16 protein-coding genes are annotated in these 16509 nt (G+C 58.6%); 9 read left to right on the plus strand and 7 right to left on the minus strand.

What is annotated here, in order from left to right; genetic code table 11:
- The first annotated feature begins 10 nt into the window (after window positions 1-10).
- Window positions 11-1150, plus strand: a complete 1140-nt coding sequence (locus NKH73_RS06920; RefSeq protein WP_352929433.1) for a site-2 protease family protein — start codon at window positions 11-13, stop codon at window positions 1148-1150.
- A 70-nt stretch (window positions 1151-1220) separates the two neighbouring features.
- Here the strand turns inward: NKH73_RS06920 and NKH73_RS06925 are convergent, their stop codons facing one another.
- Window positions 1221-1877, minus strand: a complete 657-nt coding sequence (locus NKH73_RS06925) for a TerC family protein (RefSeq protein WP_352929436.1) — start codon at window positions 1875-1877, stop codon at window positions 1221-1223.
- Between the two features lie 453 nt (window positions 1878-2330).
- Between NKH73_RS06925 and NKH73_RS06930 the strand changes: the two genes are divergently transcribed.
- On the plus strand, window positions 2331-3440 hold the full coding sequence (locus NKH73_RS06930; RefSeq protein ID WP_352929439.1) for a calcium:cation antiporter: 1110 nt from the start codon (window positions 2331-2333) through the stop codon (window positions 3438-3440).
- A gap of 317 nt (window positions 3441-3757) precedes the next feature.
- Here NKH73_RS06930 and NKH73_RS06935 read toward each other — a convergent pair whose 3' ends face one another.
- The 5 genes from NKH73_RS06935 to NKH73_RS06955 form a co-directional block, all read right to left on the minus strand.
- Window positions 3758-4351: a type II toxin-antitoxin system VapC family toxin gene (locus NKH73_RS06935; protein ID WP_352929441.1), complete on the minus strand. Its 594-nt coding sequence runs from the start codon at window positions 4349-4351 to the stop codon at window positions 3758-3760.
- Window positions 4341-4637, minus strand: a complete 297-nt coding sequence (locus NKH73_RS06940; RefSeq protein WP_352929444.1) for a hypothetical protein — start codon at window positions 4635-4637, stop codon at window positions 4341-4343. The genes NKH73_RS06935 and NKH73_RS06940 overlap by 11 nt, the downstream gene beginning before the upstream one ends.
- A 130-nt stretch (window positions 4638-4767) precedes the next feature.
- Window positions 4768-5571, minus strand: a complete 804-nt coding sequence (gene phnE, locus NKH73_RS06945) for a phosphonate ABC transporter, permease protein PhnE (RefSeq protein ID WP_352929447.1) — start codon at window positions 5569-5571, stop codon at window positions 4768-4770.
- Window positions 5555-6304, minus strand: coding sequence for a phosphonate ABC transporter ATP-binding protein (locus NKH73_RS06950; RefSeq protein WP_352929450.1), 750 nt, complete (start codon window positions 6302-6304; stop codon window positions 5555-5557). Before NKH73_RS06950 ends, phnE begins: the two co-directional genes overlap by 17 nt.
- An 83-nt stretch (window positions 6305-6387) precedes the next feature.
- Entirely contained in the window at window positions 6388-7245 is an 858-nt protein-coding gene (locus NKH73_RS06955; RefSeq protein WP_352929453.1) for a PhnD/SsuA/transferrin family substrate-binding protein, read from the minus strand.
- 119 nt (window positions 7246-7364) lie between these two features.
- Between NKH73_RS06955 and NKH73_RS06960 the strand changes: the two genes are divergently transcribed.
- The 4 genes from NKH73_RS06960 (at window position 7365) to NKH73_RS06975 (ending at window position 12021) form a co-directional block, all read left to right on the plus strand.
- Entirely contained in the window at window positions 7365-8546 is a 1182-nt protein-coding gene (locus tag NKH73_RS06960; protein WP_352929456.1) for an alpha-D-ribose 1-methylphosphonate 5-triphosphate diphosphatase, read from the plus strand.
- Window positions 8543-9328, plus strand: a complete 786-nt coding sequence (phnF, locus tag NKH73_RS06965) for a phosphonate metabolism transcriptional regulator PhnF (RefSeq protein ID WP_352929459.1) — start codon at window positions 8543-8545, stop codon at window positions 9326-9328. The genes NKH73_RS06960 and phnF overlap by 4 nt, the downstream gene beginning before the upstream one ends.
- A gap of 364 nt (window positions 9329-9692) precedes the next feature.
- On the plus strand, window positions 9693-10682 hold the full coding sequence (locus NKH73_RS06970) for a phosphotransferase enzyme family protein (protein ID WP_352929462.1): 990 nt from the start codon (window positions 9693-9695) through the stop codon (window positions 10680-10682).
- Between the two features lie 10 nt (window positions 10683-10692).
- Window positions 10693-12021, plus strand: coding sequence for an aspartate aminotransferase family protein (locus tag NKH73_RS06975; protein ID WP_352929465.1), 1329 nt, complete (start codon window positions 10693-10695; stop codon window positions 12019-12021).
- A gap of 197 nt (window positions 12022-12218) precedes the next feature.
- Here the strand turns inward: NKH73_RS06975 and fabG are convergent, their stop codons facing one another.
- Window positions 12219-12992 carry a 3-oxoacyl-ACP reductase FabG gene (gene fabG / locus NKH73_RS06980; protein WP_352929468.1) on the minus strand — a complete coding sequence of 258 codons (774 nt, stop codon included), beginning with the start codon at window positions 12990-12992 and terminating at the stop codon, window positions 12219-12221.
- A gap of 320 nt (window positions 12993-13312) precedes the next feature.
- Here fabG and NKH73_RS06985 point away from each other — a divergent pair, with 320 nt between their 5' ends.
- The 3 genes from NKH73_RS06985 to NKH73_RS06995 are packed head-to-tail and all read left to right on the plus strand — an operon-like array spanning window position 13313 to window position 16507.
- Window positions 13313-14452 carry an ABC transporter substrate-binding protein gene (locus NKH73_RS06985; protein WP_352929470.1) on the plus strand — a complete coding sequence of 380 codons (1140 nt, stop codon included), beginning with the start codon at window positions 13313-13315 and terminating at the stop codon, window positions 14450-14452.
- A gap of 28 nt (window positions 14453-14480) precedes the next feature.
- Complete coding sequence (locus tag NKH73_RS06990) at window positions 14481-15608, plus strand: ABC transporter ATP-binding protein (RefSeq protein WP_352929472.1); 1128 nt, start codon at window positions 14481-14483, stop codon at window positions 15606-15608.
- A 2-nt stretch (window positions 15609-15610) separates the two neighbouring features.
- Window positions 15611-16507: an ABC transporter permease gene (locus tag NKH73_RS06995; RefSeq protein ID WP_352929474.1), complete on the plus strand. Its 897-nt coding sequence runs from the start codon at window positions 15611-15613 to the stop codon at window positions 16505-16507.
- Window positions 16508-16509: the final 2 nt, after the last annotated feature.

A 16509-nucleotide genomic window follows, 5' to 3' on the forward strand; every position in this document is an offset into this window, starting at 1 on the left:
GTGGATAGATGTGGGTTGGTCGCTGAACCTCGGGACGATCGCAGGCACGACCGTGCGCGTTCATTTCACTTTCCTGCTTCTGCTCGTCTGGATTTGGCTAACCCACTATCGCATCGGCGGCACGCCAGCGGCTTGGGAAGGCGTTGCCTTCATAATTGCTGTCTTTGCCTGTGTGGTCCTGCATGAGTTCGGCCATATCGCCGCCGCACGGCGCTACGGCATTAGCACGCCGGACATTACGCTTTTCCCGATCGGCGGCGTGGCCAGACTGGAACGCATGCCGGAAGAGCCGGGACAGGAGTTCGTGATCGCGATCGCGGGGCCGCTGGTCAATGTCGCGATCGCGGCGCTGATTTTTGCCTTGCTCGGTGGGTCGACGGGTGTCGAACAGATGGCCGAGATCGAGGACCCGCGTACCAATTTTTTGGCCAGACTTGCAGGGGTCAACATCTTCTTGGTCCTTTTCAACATGATCCCTGCCTTCCCGATGGACGGCGGCCGCATCCTGCGCGCCGCCCTCGCCGCCCGCCTTTCCTGGTCGCGCGCAACTCAGATTGCCGCCACGATCGGCCAAGGATTAGCCTTCGTCTTTGGATTCATCGGACTGTTCTACAATCCGCTGCTGATCTTCATCGGTATCTTCGTCTATCTCGCCGCGGCAGCAGAAGCGCAGAACGCACAGATCCGAGAGCTCGCCACAAGCGTCCTTGTCGGGGACGTGATGATCACCAAGTTCGCCCAGCTGGAACGGTCGGCGACGCTCGACGACGCAATCGAGATGCTGCTCGCCACCACGCAGCACGAATTTCCTGTCGTTGACTCCGCCGGTCATCTTGAAGGGTTGGTGACACGCGACGACATGATCCGGACGTTGAAAGAGAAGGGACCCGCTGCACAGGCCGCGGGCGCAATGCGGAATGACATCCCGAAAATACATTATCGCAAAAGTCTGGAGGAATGCCTGCGCCTCATGCAGAAGGCAGATGTGCCTGCTGTTGCCGTCGTCGACAATTCCGATCGGCTGGTCGGGCTGATGACGCACGAGACCATAGGCGAGATGCTTATGGTCCGCTCAGCCGTTTCAGATGCTTTCCGATTTGGCCGTTTGCGTGGGGGCAAGCCGCGGCCGGATCGCGCCAGCGCTCTCTAAAATCGTAGGAGAACGACCTTGGGAGACGTCAGCCGGAACGATGTCGTTCCGGCCGATCTATCGTTTGCGTCTAAGAGCTGCCGAGGTGAGGCAGGAGTTCAAGCGTACCGCGATAGATCATGTCGCCAGCTACGTAGAGGATCACCACCAGACCGACATAGGCAATCCAGCGATGCTTCTGAAGCAGATTGGCAATGAAGTTTGCGGCAATGCCCATCAGCGCGACCGAAAGGACAAGGCCGAAGATCAATACGTTCGGATGTTCGCGCGCAGCACCCGCTACCGCCAGAACATTGTCGAGCGACATGGAGACATCGGCGATGATGATCTGCCAGGTAGCCTGCGCCAGGGTCTTGCGTGAAGCTTTGCCAGCTACGGTGCCATCGTAGTCGACGTCACTTTCCGAAAGCGCTTCGATCGCCTGCATTTCCTGCGAATGGTCTTGTCGGAGTTCGCGCCACATCTTCCAGCATACCCACAACAGCAACACGCCTCCGGCCAACAGCAAGCCGACGATCTGCAGGAGCTGAGTTGTCGCGGCCGCAAAGCCGATGCGTAGAACCGCCGCCGCGGCTATGCCAATAACGATCGCATTTCTGCGCTGCTCTTTGGGTAACCCGGCCGCGGCAAGGCCGATAATGATGGCGTTGTCGCCGGCCAGCACCAGGTCGATCATGATGACCTGCAGGAGAGCGGTCATTGCTTCAGGACTAAAAAATTCTGTCATACGGCACCCTTGCGTTCAGCTAGGGGTGACGCGGCTTGCGAGCATACCGTAGAGCAACGCGGATACCGCGTATGACAGGAGAAATGCCGCTACAGCTGGAGAAATCTCAAAGCCAGGCCACCCGGATTGGAATTCCAGTCCGACATCACAGTCCCGATGGACTGCCAGAGGGGCCCGGCCTGGTAGCACCTAGCTATTGCCGCAAACGCGAAAACTCAAGGCCTAAATGTGATCCGGTCTATGCGATACCACCCTCAAGCTCAGCCGGCGGTATGCTACCGGTTTGGGCTCACCGCGCATCGAAGGCCCAGCTTCGCATCTCCGCGGGCTCCCAGGAAGCATGCGATTGGCGTCCCGCGGCCATTGAACGAACCGGTACTCGCAAGTAGACTGATATATGGAGTTCGATCGGTTTGTGATCTGCGACCGCCGATGCGATGAAGGAAATCCGGCTTGGCTGTTCATCGACGGCAGATCGGCCAATATCTGTTCCCAATCGGCTCCTTGGGCCTTGCCGCACTAATTCATTTCGGCGGTGCGCCGATCGAGCATTCGCTGCTTTCGATTAAGGTCCTGGCTTTGATCGTGGTCGCAATCTTCATCTTCGCGACCGTGTTTGTGGTTTTGCATCATGCAGAAGCCGTCGCACGGCGGCTCGGTGAACCCTACGGCACGCTGCTGCTGACATTTTCGGTCACGGCGATCGAGGCATCGGTCATCGTTTCGATGATGCTGCACGGCGAGAACAACCCGACGCTGGCCCGGGAGTCCGTATTTTCGACGGTCATGATCGTGTGCACTGGTGTCGTCGGGGTCTGCCTCACCCTGGGTGGGCTGAAGCATCGATACCAGGACATCAAACGACAGGGCACCAACGCTTCCCTTGCCGTCATCATGGCGCTGACGGTTCTTGTGCTGATCCTTCCAAACTACACGCTTGCCACAAGCCCCGGTGCGTTCTCCGCGTCACAACTCGCATTCGTGAGTGTCCTTTCAGTTCTCCTCTATGGTTCGTTCGTCTTTGCACAGATGGTGCGCCAACGGGGCGATTTTATCGAGGATCTGACATCCGGCGCCCAACATGAGGAGCATGTACCCGAGGGTGGAAAAGTGACCGCCAACGTGCTCCTGTTATTTGTCGGGCTGGCAGGGATCGTTCTTCTGACCGAGCAGGTGGCCGGCAGCATCGAAGACGGGCTCGCGGCTCTTCACGTTACCCAGGCGGACGCAATCGTGGGTTTCTTCGTCGCAGCGCTGGTGCTTATGCCGGAGGCGCTATCAGCGGTTCGGGCCGCACTCAATAACGAGCTTCAGCGAGGACTGAATGTCGCCCTCGGCTCAGCTTGCGCTACGATCGGCCTGACAATCCCGGCAATCGGTGCGGCAAGCCTACTCACAGGACGAAGCCTGATGCTTGGCCTGGGTCCGGGGGATACCGTACTTCTCATCCTCGCGCTTGCCATCAGCGTCGTAAGCTTTGGGACGGGCAGAACAACGATGCTGACGGGGCTCGTTCATCTCGTCGTGTTCGTCGCCTATCTATTTCTTATCTTCGTGCCGTAGGATAGCGATCGCCAATCGTCCTCATGACTTCTGGGAGTTTGTCATGTTCAAAGGCCGCCGGCCGGCGGCGCCAAGACCGATGACTATTGCATTGTCGCCGGCAGGCATGAGATCGATGGCAGTGGCGTGCAGAAGGGCCGTCAGGATCCAGGGGGATCACGAATGGCGCGTTCGTGCTGGCAGATACCGCATTGCAATCGGGCGTTTGAAAAACACCGTCAGTTCGCCCTGGAAAGCCACCGGTGTGCGTCGCATGCGTACGCGGTGTTCAACCTCTTTCAGGCCTGCAGACTTCACGCCACGTGGCCGCCGCGAAGTCAGATCTGCGACAGTGGTCCTGCGACTGTTCGGTAGAAGATCACGCGGACTGACGGGACAAGCTGGTTGAGATAATCGAAATCGCGGATATTGCCTGTCAGTACAGTCGCGCCAAGCAGGCCGGCCTGATGATGGATCAGCGCATCGTTGAGAAAGCGACGCTCGTGCCCCTCCCCTTTTGGCAGATGGCCGAGCCGGAACAACAGTCCGGCGACCACGCCGGCGCTTCCCCAAGCGGTCGCGTCAGGAGCATGAAGCCGATGTGCGGGAATATCTTCGATGGTCTCATTGACCACTTTCAGAACCGTCTTGGTCGTCTTATGGGCTGGGTTAAGACGGCCGAACACATGCGTGAGTTCGGCGAGGCAAACGGCGGAGTGGTGGCAGAGCCGATAGGTCAGGAGATCGTCAACCGCTTCGGGCGTGCGCCCCTGCAGCACATCGAGATAAACGCTCGTGTCGAGAAGCAGGATGCCGCCGACCGGCGGCTCGTCCCCAGCCCACGACAGGTCTGAATCGGGGCGCCGTTCCAGCCGCGCCACCAGCTTTTGCGGTTTCAGGGAGCGCAGCGCGCTCCTGAGATCAAATGCCAAGATCGATATCCGCAGGGATGCTGCCCTTGCGACGCACAAGCCGGGTGCCGAAATCATCCTCCAGGGCCAGACGCGACAAAGCGAGCTCCAGGAGTTCGGTATCGGAAGTCACATGGGCGCGCCTTTTTGCGGCCTCGATCAATTCCGACGGCACCCTGCCCGACAGGCGTGTGTCCTTCGCCGTCCCAAGAAGACCAACGGCCCTGGCCTGTTCGAGCACCAGGCGGTTACGGGTGTGGGCGATCCGCTTGTCGTTTTCGGCTGCCGTTGAGGTGCGGGCGGTCATCACAGCTCTCCATGTGTTCAACGACACATAAGGAATGTTGAACGAAAAGACAAGGACGGACGATGTCACATGATGATGACTGATGCGGGACCTTATCGTGTCGATTTGCGCGCACATGGCTGGCCTGCAGCTACTGGATCTTCGAGCGCAAGCGATCCGTCACGAACTCCATCAACACCACGATGACGAAGATTACGAGAATGATGGTCGAGGCATTCTTGTATTGGAAAAGATCGAAAGCAACCTTGAGCTCCTGGCCGATGCCACCGGCTCCAACGAGACCGAGAACAACGGACGAGCGCACTGCCTTCTCAAGCGCAAAGAGCGTGGTGTTTATCAGGGACGGCATGGCGTCGGGCAGGACTGCCCCGCACAGAACAGAGAACCGCCCGGCGCCGATTGCAAACAGCGCTTCCTGAGGTCTTTCGTCGGCATCCTCCATCGCCTCGGCGAAAAACCGCCCGCAAAAACCGATCGTATCGATGACGATGGTCATGGTTCCAGCAACCGCCCCGAGACCAACGGCGGACACGAAAAGAAGCGCCCAGACCAAATCTGGCACGGTCCTAAATAACGAAACCAGCATCCTGGAGATATGCCGGAACGGGCCGAGCGGAGTTATGTCCTTGGCCGAGAGCCAGGCAAACGGCAAGCTGAGAACGACACCTATTGCTGTTCCAACGAGCGCTATTTGGAAGGTTTCGACCATGCGCCAGAAAACCCGCAGGAGGAAACCTGGCTCGATATTTGGGGGTATCATGCGGCCGACGAGATGAGCCATGCGGGGCACTCCACCTGCCAGTTGTTCAGGCGAAGGTGCGACCTGCCCGGCGGAAACGATCACGAGAGCGGCCAAAGCGACGGCAAAGCTGAAAGTGAGGGGCGAGACCGACGGAACCCGGCTCGGCGAAAGGCGGTCATGCATCGAAGACATCTTTCAGATCAGCGCGGGTCACCTGCGCCGTCGGCCGGTCGAAGAAGACCTTGCCCGCCTTGAGCGCTATCAAACGATCGGAATAGTCGAGAGCATGCTCCATGTCGTGCGTGGTGTAGACCAAGGTTATCGCTTGTTCTTGGGTGAGTTCGGAGAAGACTCGCATCACATCATGCCCAGCTGCCGGATCGAGACTTGCCGCCGGTTCGTCTGCTATCAAAAGCTTCGGACGCCGGATCAACGCACGGGCGATCGCCACCCGCTGCGCCTGCCCTCCGGAAAGCGCGTCGGCGCGGGCGCCTGCCTTGCCGAGAAGCCGCACGTCGGCGAGTGCCTGCATTGCTTCCTCGCGCCAGTGTTGCTTCGCGATGGAATGGTGCCAGCCGCGCCAGCCGCCGGGCAGCCCGAGCTTGCCCTGCAAGACGTTTGTAAGAACGGATTGGCGGCTGACCAATCCGTGGTGCTGGAAGACAAATCCGATCTGCCTGCGTATGCGTCGCAGTTGGGCGACGGACGGCGCCGAGCGGAAGCTTTCGCCGAGGGTGACGACCTCGCCATCACTCGACGGTAAAAGACCGATGAGGCATTTGAGCAGGGTGGATTTTCCAGCGCCGTTCGAGCCAATCAGGGCAACCCGTTCGCGCGATGCTATGTTGAGGCCGATATTGGAGAAAATGATCTTTCCGTTCGCATAGCTCTTCGCAAGATCGTGCGCGCGAATGATTGCTGTCATGTTGACCTCTTGGCCCAGACCGGGATTACGACGTAGGCCGGCGGTTTAACCGCCGGCCTTTACGATGAAGCAAAGAGCGGGCCTCAGTTTACGAAGTCGGTGAGGGTCTCGATTCCGATCGTGCGGTACATCGAGCGGACATAATCGTAGTCCGAGTCCCTGACATCCGTCAGGAAGAAACCGCCCTTGAATTTCTGGTTGTCCTCTCCTGTCAGGATCGCTTTCATCAGCTCGTTGCCATTCTTCGCAAAGGCATCGCGGACCTTGGCGAATACGTCGTCTGAAATGTCCTTGCGGGCGACAAGAATGTCGTTCGGCAGATCGCGGCCCCGTGCGATTACCGAGAAGGCGGTGTCGGGGAACGCTTCCCGAACCGAGTTCAGGTAGCCGAAATTCAGACCGATAGCGGCGATGTCGCCGCGGATGAGAGCCTCAGCCGCGATGTTGCGCGATATGATCACTGGTTCGTAGTCTGCGGCGTACTTCAGATTGAAATCGGCCAGCGCCTGCGCGGGGCCGAGGTGCTGGGAGGTGGAGCCGACCGAACCGAATGCGATCTTCTTGCCCTTCAGGTCTTCAATCGAGCGGATCGGTCCATTCGCCAGCACGGCGATCTGAGCGAAATAATCGGGGCGCTGCCAGGCAACAACAATCTTCGGTTGGCTCAATTCCTTCATGACCACGTATTCAGCAGGACCTGTCAGGACAAGATCGACCTGCCCGGAATTTATGGCCTCGACGGCAGTGGTCCGCGAGCTGACCGGAAACAGGTCGATTTCGAGACCGGTCGCCTCTTCGAGAGCGGTCTGGAAAGCGCCGAATTCCTGCTGAAGAGCTTCCAGCCCCTCCATGTCGGTTACCGCGAATTTCACCGATTCCGCAAAAGCCGGAAGGGCGGTGGCGAGTGTTATGGCGAGTGCGGTTGCGATGGTGCGGATCATCATTTTTCCTTTGCTGTATAGACAGGAAACTGTTACCCGCTTACCCGTATACGCAGCAGATGACGTGCTCGTGACATTTCGTCGGCGCCTCCGGCAGCCTTTGCTTTTTGAGGGATACAGTGAACTGGCACATCCAGGGTGGTCGCATCCTTACCGACCAGGGGCTTGAAACGGCGGATCTGAGCGTTACCGGCGGGATACTGTCAGAGGTGCAAGCGGCCCATGCGTCCACAATCGATGCCGATGGTCTGCTCGTGCTTCCGGGAATCGTCGATATCCACGGCGACGGCTTCGAGCGGCAAATCATGCCGCGGCCGGGCGTCCGCTTCGACACCGCATTGGCGCTGAAAGATACGGACCGCCAGCTTGTCGCCAATGGCGTAACCACGGCCTTCCACGGCGTCACGGTGTCATGGGAGCCCGGACTTCGCTCGCTCGACGCTGCCAAACAACTGATCGGCGCAGTCTGCGATCTCCGCGACACTCTCAGCTGCGATACGCGTTTGCATCTGCGCTGGGAGACCTTCGCGCTTGATCAGATGGCGCAGGTCGTACAATGGCTGTCCCTTTCGCCACAACCGATCGTCGCTTTCAACGATCATACAAGCGGGTCGGTCATGAACGGCACGATCGCCCGCAAGATCGGCCAGATGGCGGAACGGTCCGGCTTGAGCCGAGAGGACTATATGACGTTGCTCGACCAGATTTGGTCCCGCCGGACCGAGGTGGCGATCGCGATCGAGCAACTGGCCGCGACCGCACGGGCCAATGGCAATGTGCTTCTTGCCCATGACGAAGCATCGCCCGAGGAACGCGCATATTTCCGCGCGCTCGGCGCAAAGGCCTCGGAATTTCCACTGACGCTCGAAACAGCGAAGGCCGCGCGGCAAATGGGCGAGGATGTGATCCTCGGTGCGCCCAACGTTGTGCGCGGCGGCAGCCACAATGGTGCACTAAATGCCACAGAAGCCATCAGAGCCGGGCTCTGCACCGTGCTGACCAGCGACTACCACTATCCTTCGCCTCTGCATGCGGCCTTCAGGTTGTCTTCGCCAGACGCCAGCGACTTCCCCTTGATCTGGAATCTGATCTCGGCAAACCCGGCTCGGGTAGCCGGCCTAGACGATCGCGGCTCGCTTGTTGCCGGCCGCAGGGCGGATCTGATCTTGGTTGATGCCGGCGATCCAGCGCATCCGCATGTGGTGGCCACCATGGTCCATGGACAAATTGTCTATTCCTCTGGACTCTCCCGCGTAGACCGACGGTCGGCACAACGATCGCCGGTGAACAGGGCTTCATGAACCAGAATACGAAAATTCCAACACTACACGAGCGCAGCGGCAATCGCCTTCTGGCCTTTGACGGGTTGGTCTTTCGGCCACGCAGCGATACGCCAATCTGGCAGCAGATCTACGATCACATCTTCAATCTGATCGAGAGCGGCAGTCTTGCGCCGGGTAGCCAACTCCCCGGAGAAACGCATCTGGCGGAGAAACTCGCGGTCACCCGCATTACGCTTCGCCGGGCGCTGCAGCAATTACAGCATGAGGGCCACCTCACCGCCCGCAAGGGCGTAGGTATCTTTGTGCGAAACCTGCCCTCGACATTCACGGTTCGCGACGGACAGCGCTTTCTCGACAATTTCGAAGCCCACGGCCAGGAAATCGGCACCCAGACGCTGCTGGTTCTCCGCGAACCGGCCGGAGCGGCCGTGGCGGAGCGGTTGCGTCTCGCACCTGATACTCTCGTTATAAGGCTGTGCCGGATAAGGACGTCCGATAAGCAGCCGGTTTACGTCAATACCAAGGTTTTTCCGGCCCATCTCTTTCCCGACTTCGAGCAGAGATACGATGTGCGTCAGTCGGTGACCGATGTTTTCCGCGCGCATGGCATCGAGAATTACCGGCGAGCCGAGACACGTATCAGTGGCGGCTTTGCATCCCCCGATGAAGCGGAGATCCTGCGGCTGACGCCCGGGACACCAGTATTCCGCATCAATGCCGTCAACGAGGACCGCAACGGCGTACCAATCGAATGGACCCGCGGTACCTGGCCGCTGACGTCAGTCGAATTCGTGTTCTGATTCTGGCGCATGCCCGTCTTCAAGCGAGTGTCGGAATATCCAGCCGGATCCATTGCCAGGGGCGGCCGGCTGGCAGATTCTCTTCGCCCGTGAATGGCGACATGATCGTCAAATCGGCCGTAGCTGTCTATGGTTGATAAAGAACCCGTTGTTGAGCGTACTTCCCACGCTATGCCGTCTTTTAAAGGGCACTGGTGCAGCCGAGCCGATTTAAAGGCTAGCGCACGATCCCACTCGCGATCCGGCGATTTGGCCAAGGCGAACGGCGGTTGGCTGCAAAAGGCGAGCAGGCCCTAATATTTATGTTGCAATCCCAACATTTTTGTTGTTTTTCGACCAAATGTGCGCCGAAAGGGCCTTAAATATGTTGTACGATGCAGATTTTCTTTTGAGGTTGCAGCAGGGGTTGCAAGAGCTTTTTCCTGTCTGGGATGTATCGCCAAACGCCGATCTCGTTTTGTTGACGATCTCCGAGAACGCGACATTCCGCATCGTGGATTCTGGTGCTGAGCGTGACCTCATCGTCCGGGTCCATCGGCCCAATTATCATACGGAATCCGAGATTCTCTCCGAACTAGACTGGATCAATGCGCTAAGCCTGGATGGCATTGTTGCGACACCGAAACCCGTCGCCGCTCGCGACGGTCGTCTCCTGCACGCCTTTTCCGATGGGGAAACGATCCGACATGCCGTAGCCTTTGAGTTCATGTCGGGCAAAGAGCCGGATGCTGGATCGGATCTGGTGAAGTGGTATCGGACGCTTGGCGAGATCAACGCTCGCCTGCATGCTCATAGCCGCGAATGGACCCGACCTAAGCATTTCATCCGAAAGACCTGGAATTTCGACCGGATTGTCGGCGAGAACGCCTATTGGGGCGATTGGCGCGCTGCCCTTGGTTTGACACCCGAGGGAATGACCATTCTTGAACGCACCTACGCCCTGCTCGAAGCGCAGACGGATGCTTATGGTTATGGTGCCGACCGTTTCGGCCTCGTTCACTGTGATATGCGCGCCGCCAACCTGCTTGTCGATGGTGAGCGTCTGGGTGTGATCGATTTCGACGATTGCGGCATCTGCTGGTTTGCCTATGACTTCGCCGCCGCAATCAGCTTCATCGAGCATGAGCCCTATGTTCCCGATCTAATGGCTGCTTGGCTTGACGGTTACAGACGCGTAGCGCGGTTCGAAGCGGAGCATGAGAAGGCCTTACCTATGCTGATTATGCTGCGTCGCATGCAGTTGACCGCCTGGATTGCCTCACATTCGGAAACGCCCACCGCCCAATCCTTGGGACCGTCCTATACCGATGGCACGGTGATGCTGGCAGAGCGCTATCTCGGCGCCATTGCATGAGGAGATGCAGATGAACGTAGCGCCCAAGGAAATTCTCGACCTCAATCGTTTCGTTGCGACGCGAACCGACGGGCTTCCACCGGAACTTGCCGAACAGGTGGCCAGGCGCCAGTCCAGCTTCGGAGCCTCGTCGGTTCTCTTTTACGAGCAGCCGATCGAAATGGTGCGGGCTAGCGGCGCCTATATGTACGACGTAAATGGACGCCGGTATCTCGACGTCTACAATAATGTGCCATCGGTCGGCCACTGCCACCCACGGGTGGTGGAGGCGATTGCCAGGCAGGTCGGGCAATTAAACATCCACACGCGATATCTGAACCGCGTTGTCGAGGATTACGCCGAAAAGCTGCTCGCAACCTTCCCGTCGCCGCTCGGGAATTTAGTGATGACGTGCACTGGTAGCGAAAGCAACGATCTTGCGATGCGGATCGCCAGGATCGGGACGGGTGGCGAAGGCTTCATCGTCACCGAGACGGCCTACCACGGCAACACGGCACTGGTGACGGAGATATCACCCTCTTCACTGCGCAGGCGCGAACCCGCGTTGTTCGTCGAGGTGATCCCGGCGCCTACAGCCCACGATGACATGAGCGTTGAAGACAGTTTTGCCGCATCCGTTGAGCAGGCAATCGCCAAATTGCGCGTGCGCGGCCTGGCGCTTGCAGGCATGATTGTCGACACGATCTTCTCGAGCGACGGTATCTATGCAGATCCGCCGGGTTTCCTGAAGACGGCCGTCGATATCGTGCATCGCGCAGGCGGGCTTTTCATCGCCGACGAGGTTCAGCCCGGTTTTGGTCGCACTGGCGGCGGGCTATGGGGGTTCCGGCGCCATGGTATCACGCCCGACATCGTCACCATGGGCAAGCCGATGGGCAATGGTTTCCCGATGGGCGGTGTAGTCACGCGGCCTGACCTTTTGAAGATGTTCTGCGAGGAGACTGGGTATTTCAACACGTTCGGCGGCAATCCGGTTGCCGCCGCCGCCGGCCGCGCCGTTCTGGAGGTGATCGAGGAAGAGGGGCTGATAGAGGCGGCGCACAGTGTCGGCACCGGTTTCCGGCAAGCGCTGGAGGCGTTGCGTATGGCTCATCCGCAAATCGGCGATGTGCGTGGCGCTGGGCTGTTTATCGGCCTTGATTTTGTTGACCCAGAACAGGTCGCGCCGGACGCCGCGCTCACCACACATGTCATCAACGAGATGAAGCAGAACGGTATTCTGATAGGTGCCGCCGGCAAATTCGGCGCGACGCTCAAAATCCGCCCGCCACTCTGCTTTTCCAGCGACGATGCGGCTGTGTTTGTCGCGACGCTCGACACGATTCTCAAAGCAGGGTAAAAACCCGGCACCGTTTCCGCGTCTGGTTCAGACCGCCGATAAGATCCTCAATCTCCCCTTCGTCACGGCAACTTGAGTCGATCATCCATAAGGCTCTGAAAAGGAGGATCCTTGGCTCCAAGTCGAGGATGGCCCGCGGGTGGCACAAGGGTTTGTCATCACCGAGAACCGGACGCGGCTTTCGGGCCCGGTTGTCTTCAGGCCATGGCTTCCAGCGCGCCGAGTGATTCAGGCAGCACCTGCCCGCCATCGATCACCAGGGTCTGGCCCGTGATATAGGCTGCTTCCTCGGAAGCGAAGAACAGCGCGGCGTTCGCGATATCCGACACCGTGCCAAGCCGACGCATCGGGATGGAGGCTTCCATTTTCGCGATGTAGTCGCTGCCCATGCCATCGAGACCCTCGGTGAAGATGTTGCCGGGCATGACGGCGTTCACGGTGATTTTCTTCGGCGCAAGCTCAATTGCTGCCGTGCGCATGAATCCGAGTTGGCCCGCCTTGCTGGCACCGTAATGCGACCAACCGGGAAAACCGGTGATTGGCCCGGTGATCGATGAGGTGATGATGATGCGTCCGCTACCTGCCTCGGTCATGGCGGGCAGAGTGGCGGAAACGCTGAGGAAGGTGCTTTTGAGGTTAGCCGTCATGACATGGTCGAAATCGCTGGCCGTCATGTCCCCGAGCTTGGCGGCCGGAAAGATGCCGGCATTGGCGCAGAGCACGTGAATGCCCCCGAACCGTGAGATCGCGGCTTCCACCGCAGCGGCGCATCCCTCCTCGGTACCGACATCGGCGGCGATGCCTGCCGCGTTCGCGCCAATCTGAGCCGCGACCTGATCGGCGTCGCTCTGGTTGCGAGAAACGACCAGGACGTTGAGCCCAGCTTCTCCGAAGCGCAGCGCGATACCCTTGCCGATGCCGCGGCTGCCGCCGGTGACGATGACTGTTTTTCCCTGTAGTGACTTCAACATTTTCTCTCACTTTTTGCGGATGGACTTATCATCTTCGTGTACGAATTGCCTCAAAGATACGCTCAGAGCTCAAAACATAGACATTTTTCAACTTTGATTGCTCAAAATAAATGCGAAATATTTCAGTTATTTAGCCTACCTAGACATGGCTCCAATTGCTGAACGCAGACATTGTACCCTTATTTTGGAAACTAGAATGGCGCACAAAATTTTTGTTGTAAAGCACACATCCTTGAGACACACTTGCAACATTGTATGATTACGCAATGAGCCTTGCACGTTTCAAAACCAAGGCTCGTCAAGAAAATAGGGGAACGATCATGATGAAATTTTCCAGACGGCACGTGATGCAGATGATGAGCGCTGCGACCTTAGCCGGTCCGCTGGCGGGTGCCGGAAGCGCTTTCGCCGCGCGCGAAAAGCAGCTGAATATCCTCTGCTGGGAGGGTTACAATTCCTCGCAGGTGCTCGATCCCTTCCGCTCCAGCCAAGGCGCGACGGTGAAAGCTGAGAGCCTCACCAACGATCCTACTATGATCAACCGCCTGCGGGCTGGAGAGACCAAGATCTGGGATCTGATCAACGTCAACAACCCTTGGGCGCGCAAGGTCATGGCACCGGCCGGGCTGATCAAGCCCCTTCCGCGAACTGAATTCGAGCCCTTTTTTGACGCCATGCTTCCGCAGTTCAAAGCGCCGTACCAGTGGGCGATGAGTGAGGACGGCAAGGATCTGCTCGGCATGACGCAGCGTTTCGGTCCCTACAGCTTCGTCGTCAATACCGACAAGATCAGCCGCAGCACGGCGGAAGAGCAGGGCTGGGATCTGTTCAATGATGCATCGCTTGCCGGCAAATACGGTATCCAGGAATCCGACGACTGGAACGTCTTTGACATCTTCATGGTCGCCGGCATCAATCCGTTCAAAATTCACAGCGAGGACGAATTCAAGGCGTTTTCCGCTGCTGCTGAAAAGGTGTTCAAAGGCGCCAAGATGGTTGGCGACATGGCTTCGCTCAATCAGGCGCTGGTTTCCGGTGAAATCGACCTCTACATGACGGGTGGTACCTACTCCATCTCGCCCGCCCGTGCGGATGGCTATGCGAACATGCGTGCCATTACTCCGCTGAAAGGCCCTATCGATGGCAAGGGCGGCATTTCCTGGATCGAGATCACTTCTGTCGTCAACAATCCGGACATTTCGCCCTTAGCGACAGAGTTTCTGAAATATGTTCAGGCACCGGACGTCGCTCATACGGTTGCCTTCGCAGAGGGCACGTTCAACCCCGTCAGCCAGATGGGCAATCCGAAGTGCTTCGAGCTCTTCACCAAGGACGAGCTGGAAGCGATTCAGTGGGACAGCCTTGAAGAAGAAATGGAGCGTTCCGCCCAATACGACATCGTCCCTGATTACGACAAGGCGCTCGAATTGATGACCGCCGCCAAACGTCTTCGCGGCTGATCGGCCCCGTACTGACGGAGTGAAAGATATGAGTCTTGCGATGATCGCGCCCGTGTCGACTGCCTTTTCCGCGCAAGCGGAGGAGGCTAAGAAGACTGCAGCACCGGTGCTGCAGCTTGTTGGCATCAAGAAGATCTTCGGAGATTTCGCCGCCGTCGACGGTATCGATGTCGATATTAGAGAGGGCGAGTTCGTCACGATTGTTGGCCCGTCCGGATCCGGCAAGACGACGCTTTTGCGCATGCTGGCCGGTATGGAAGGGCCGACGCATGGCTATATCACGCTACGCGGAGAGCTGATCAACGACATGCCGGCCGACAAACGGCCGACTTGTCTGGTCTTCCAGTCTCTGGCACTTTTCCCTCACAAGACGGTCGGTGAGAACATTGAGTTTCCGCTCAAGGTGCGCAAGATGCCCGCCGCAGAGCGTAAGGCCCGCGCGCTGGAGCTCATGCGAATGTTGCGCCTGCCGGAGCATTATTACGGCAAGAATGTCATGCGCTGCTCAGGTGGTGAAAAGCAGCGCGTCGCCCTCGCCCGCGCCTTCGCTTACGATCCCGACGTGCTGTTCTTCGACGAACCATTGTCCGCGCTCGACTACAAGCTGAAGAAGGCGCTTGAAAAGGAGCTGAAGGATCTACATCGCGAAAGCGGCAAGACCTTCGTCTACATCACCCATTCGCTCGAAGAGGCGATGGTGATGTCCGACCGCGTCGGCGTCATGAACCGTGGCAAGATGGTGCAGATCGGCACGCCCGAAGAAATCTACACCCGGCCCGCCAATCGGTTCGTCGCCGAGTTCTTCGGCGAGGTCAACAGCTTCGCCGTCACCCGCAGTGAAACCGGAATCTGGCGGCAGAGCGATGGCGGCCCCCTCGCCGTCGGATCTGTCGATGAAACGATCGGTGATACCGCCACCGTCATCGTCCGCCCAGAAACCATGCGCTTCGTAATGGCTCCGGCCACCGCCGACAATGTCATCATCGGCAAGATCTATAACGAATACTCGCTGGGATCGCGCATGCAATATCAGGTCCATTCCGGCGAGCGGATTTTCCTCGTAGAGGCGCCGCGCGCGGCTGCAACCGGTCTTTCGGCCGGCGATACGGTGGCAATCGGCTGGGATGTGGGTGACGCGATCGTGGTGGGAGATTGACCATGGCGATTGCCACCGCCGATGAAATACCCCATTCAGCTCCACCCGTAGCTGCCGTTTCGGCAGGTTTAAAGGCGGCAAGTCCCGTCGTTGCTCTGCTGGTGCTTGGCTTTCTTGCGCCGCTGGTGACGGTGGCAGCCTATGCCTTTGCCACGCCGAGGAGCTTCGACGCGTTCCGCTCCTTCACGATTGCTAACTTCGAAACCATCTTCGATCCGACCAATACGGTCTGGATGTCCTTTGCGTGGTCGATTGCCTATGCCATCGTGACGGTCGCCCTCCTAGCCGTCATCGCCTATCCCATCGCCTATGGGCTGAACCGCATGTTCGGCAAATGGTCGGGCCTGATCAGTGTGCTCTTCGTGTTTCCGCTGTTTGTCTCGGAAAACGTCCGTCTCTATGGCTGGGTGCTGTTCTTCATCAAGAACGGCGTGCTCGACGGCTCGCTGAAATGGCTGGGGTTTTCCGGTGGGCCGGAGGTCCTCTATACGCCGGGCGCGATTCTGTTCGGCATGATTTACGTTTACCTGCCCTTCATGCTGTTTCCGATGACGCTGGGCATCGCGATGATCCCAAAGGATCTGGTGGATGCCGCACGCGATCTCGGGGCCGGCCGTCTGATGATCTGGCGGGAGATCGAGTTGCCGCTCGCCATGCCTGGCATTCTGATCGGCATGCTTCTGACCTTCGTACTCGGAGCAGGAGCCATCGCCGAATCCAAGATCCTCGGCGGGCAATCGGTTATCACCATCGCGCAGGATATCGAGCTGTCTTTCACATATGCGCAGAACTGGCCGATGGGTTCGGCGCTCGCGCTGCTGCTCGTCGTCGTCGTCAGCGGGCTTGCGCTTTATGTGCTGTCGAAGCTCGATCTCGACCGCATTCTCGGAAGGAAATGAGC

Source organism: Mesorhizobium sp. M0938 (genome assembly GCF_040319125.1).
Lineage (GTDB): Bacteria > Pseudomonadota > Alphaproteobacteria > Rhizobiales > Rhizobiaceae > Mesorhizobium > Mesorhizobium robiniae.

Excerpts from the sequence above, each read along its gene's own strand:
- NKH73_RS06925 (WP_352929436.1), bottom strand. The coding sequence starts at position 1,877 with ATGACAGAATTTTTTAGTCCTGAAGCAATGACCGCTCTCCTGCAGGTC.
- NKH73_RS06940 (WP_352929444.1), bottom strand. The coding sequence starts at position 4,637 with ATGACCGCCCGCACCTCAACGGCAGCCGAAAACGACAAGCGGATCGCC.
- phnE (WP_352929447.1), bottom strand. The coding sequence starts at position 5,571 with ATGTCTTCGATGCATGACCGCCTTTCGCCGAGCCGGGTTCCGTCGGTC.
- NKH73_RS06950 (WP_352929450.1), bottom strand. The coding sequence starts at position 6,304 with ATGACAGCAATCATTCGCGCGCACGATCTTGCGAAGAGCTATGCGAAC.
- NKH73_RS06955 (WP_352929453.1), bottom strand. The coding sequence starts at position 7,245 with ATGATCCGCACCATCGCAACCGCACTCGCCATAACACTCGCCACCGCC.
- phnF (WP_352929459.1), top strand. The coding sequence starts at position 8,543 with ATGAACCAGAATACGAAAATTCCAACACTACACGAGCGCAGCGGCAAT.
- NKH73_RS06970 (WP_352929462.1), top strand. The coding sequence starts at position 9,693 with ATGTTGTACGATGCAGATTTTCTTTTGAGGTTGCAGCAGGGGTTGCAA.
- NKH73_RS06975 (WP_352929465.1), top strand. The coding sequence starts at position 10,693 with ATGAACGTAGCGCCCAAGGAAATTCTCGACCTCAATCGTTTCGTTGCG.
- fabG (WP_352929468.1), bottom strand. The coding sequence starts at position 12,992 with ATGTTGAAGTCACTACAGGGAAAAACAGTCATCGTCACCGGCGGCAGC.
- NKH73_RS06985 (WP_352929470.1), top strand. The coding sequence starts at position 13,313 with ATGATGAAATTTTCCAGACGGCACGTGATGCAGATGATGAGCGCTGCG.
- NKH73_RS06990 (WP_352929472.1), top strand. The coding sequence starts at position 14,481 with ATGAGTCTTGCGATGATCGCGCCCGTGTCGACTGCCTTTTCCGCGCAA.
- NKH73_RS06995 (WP_352929474.1), top strand. The coding sequence starts at position 15,611 with ATGGCGATTGCCACCGCCGATGAAATACCCCATTCAGCTCCACCCGTA.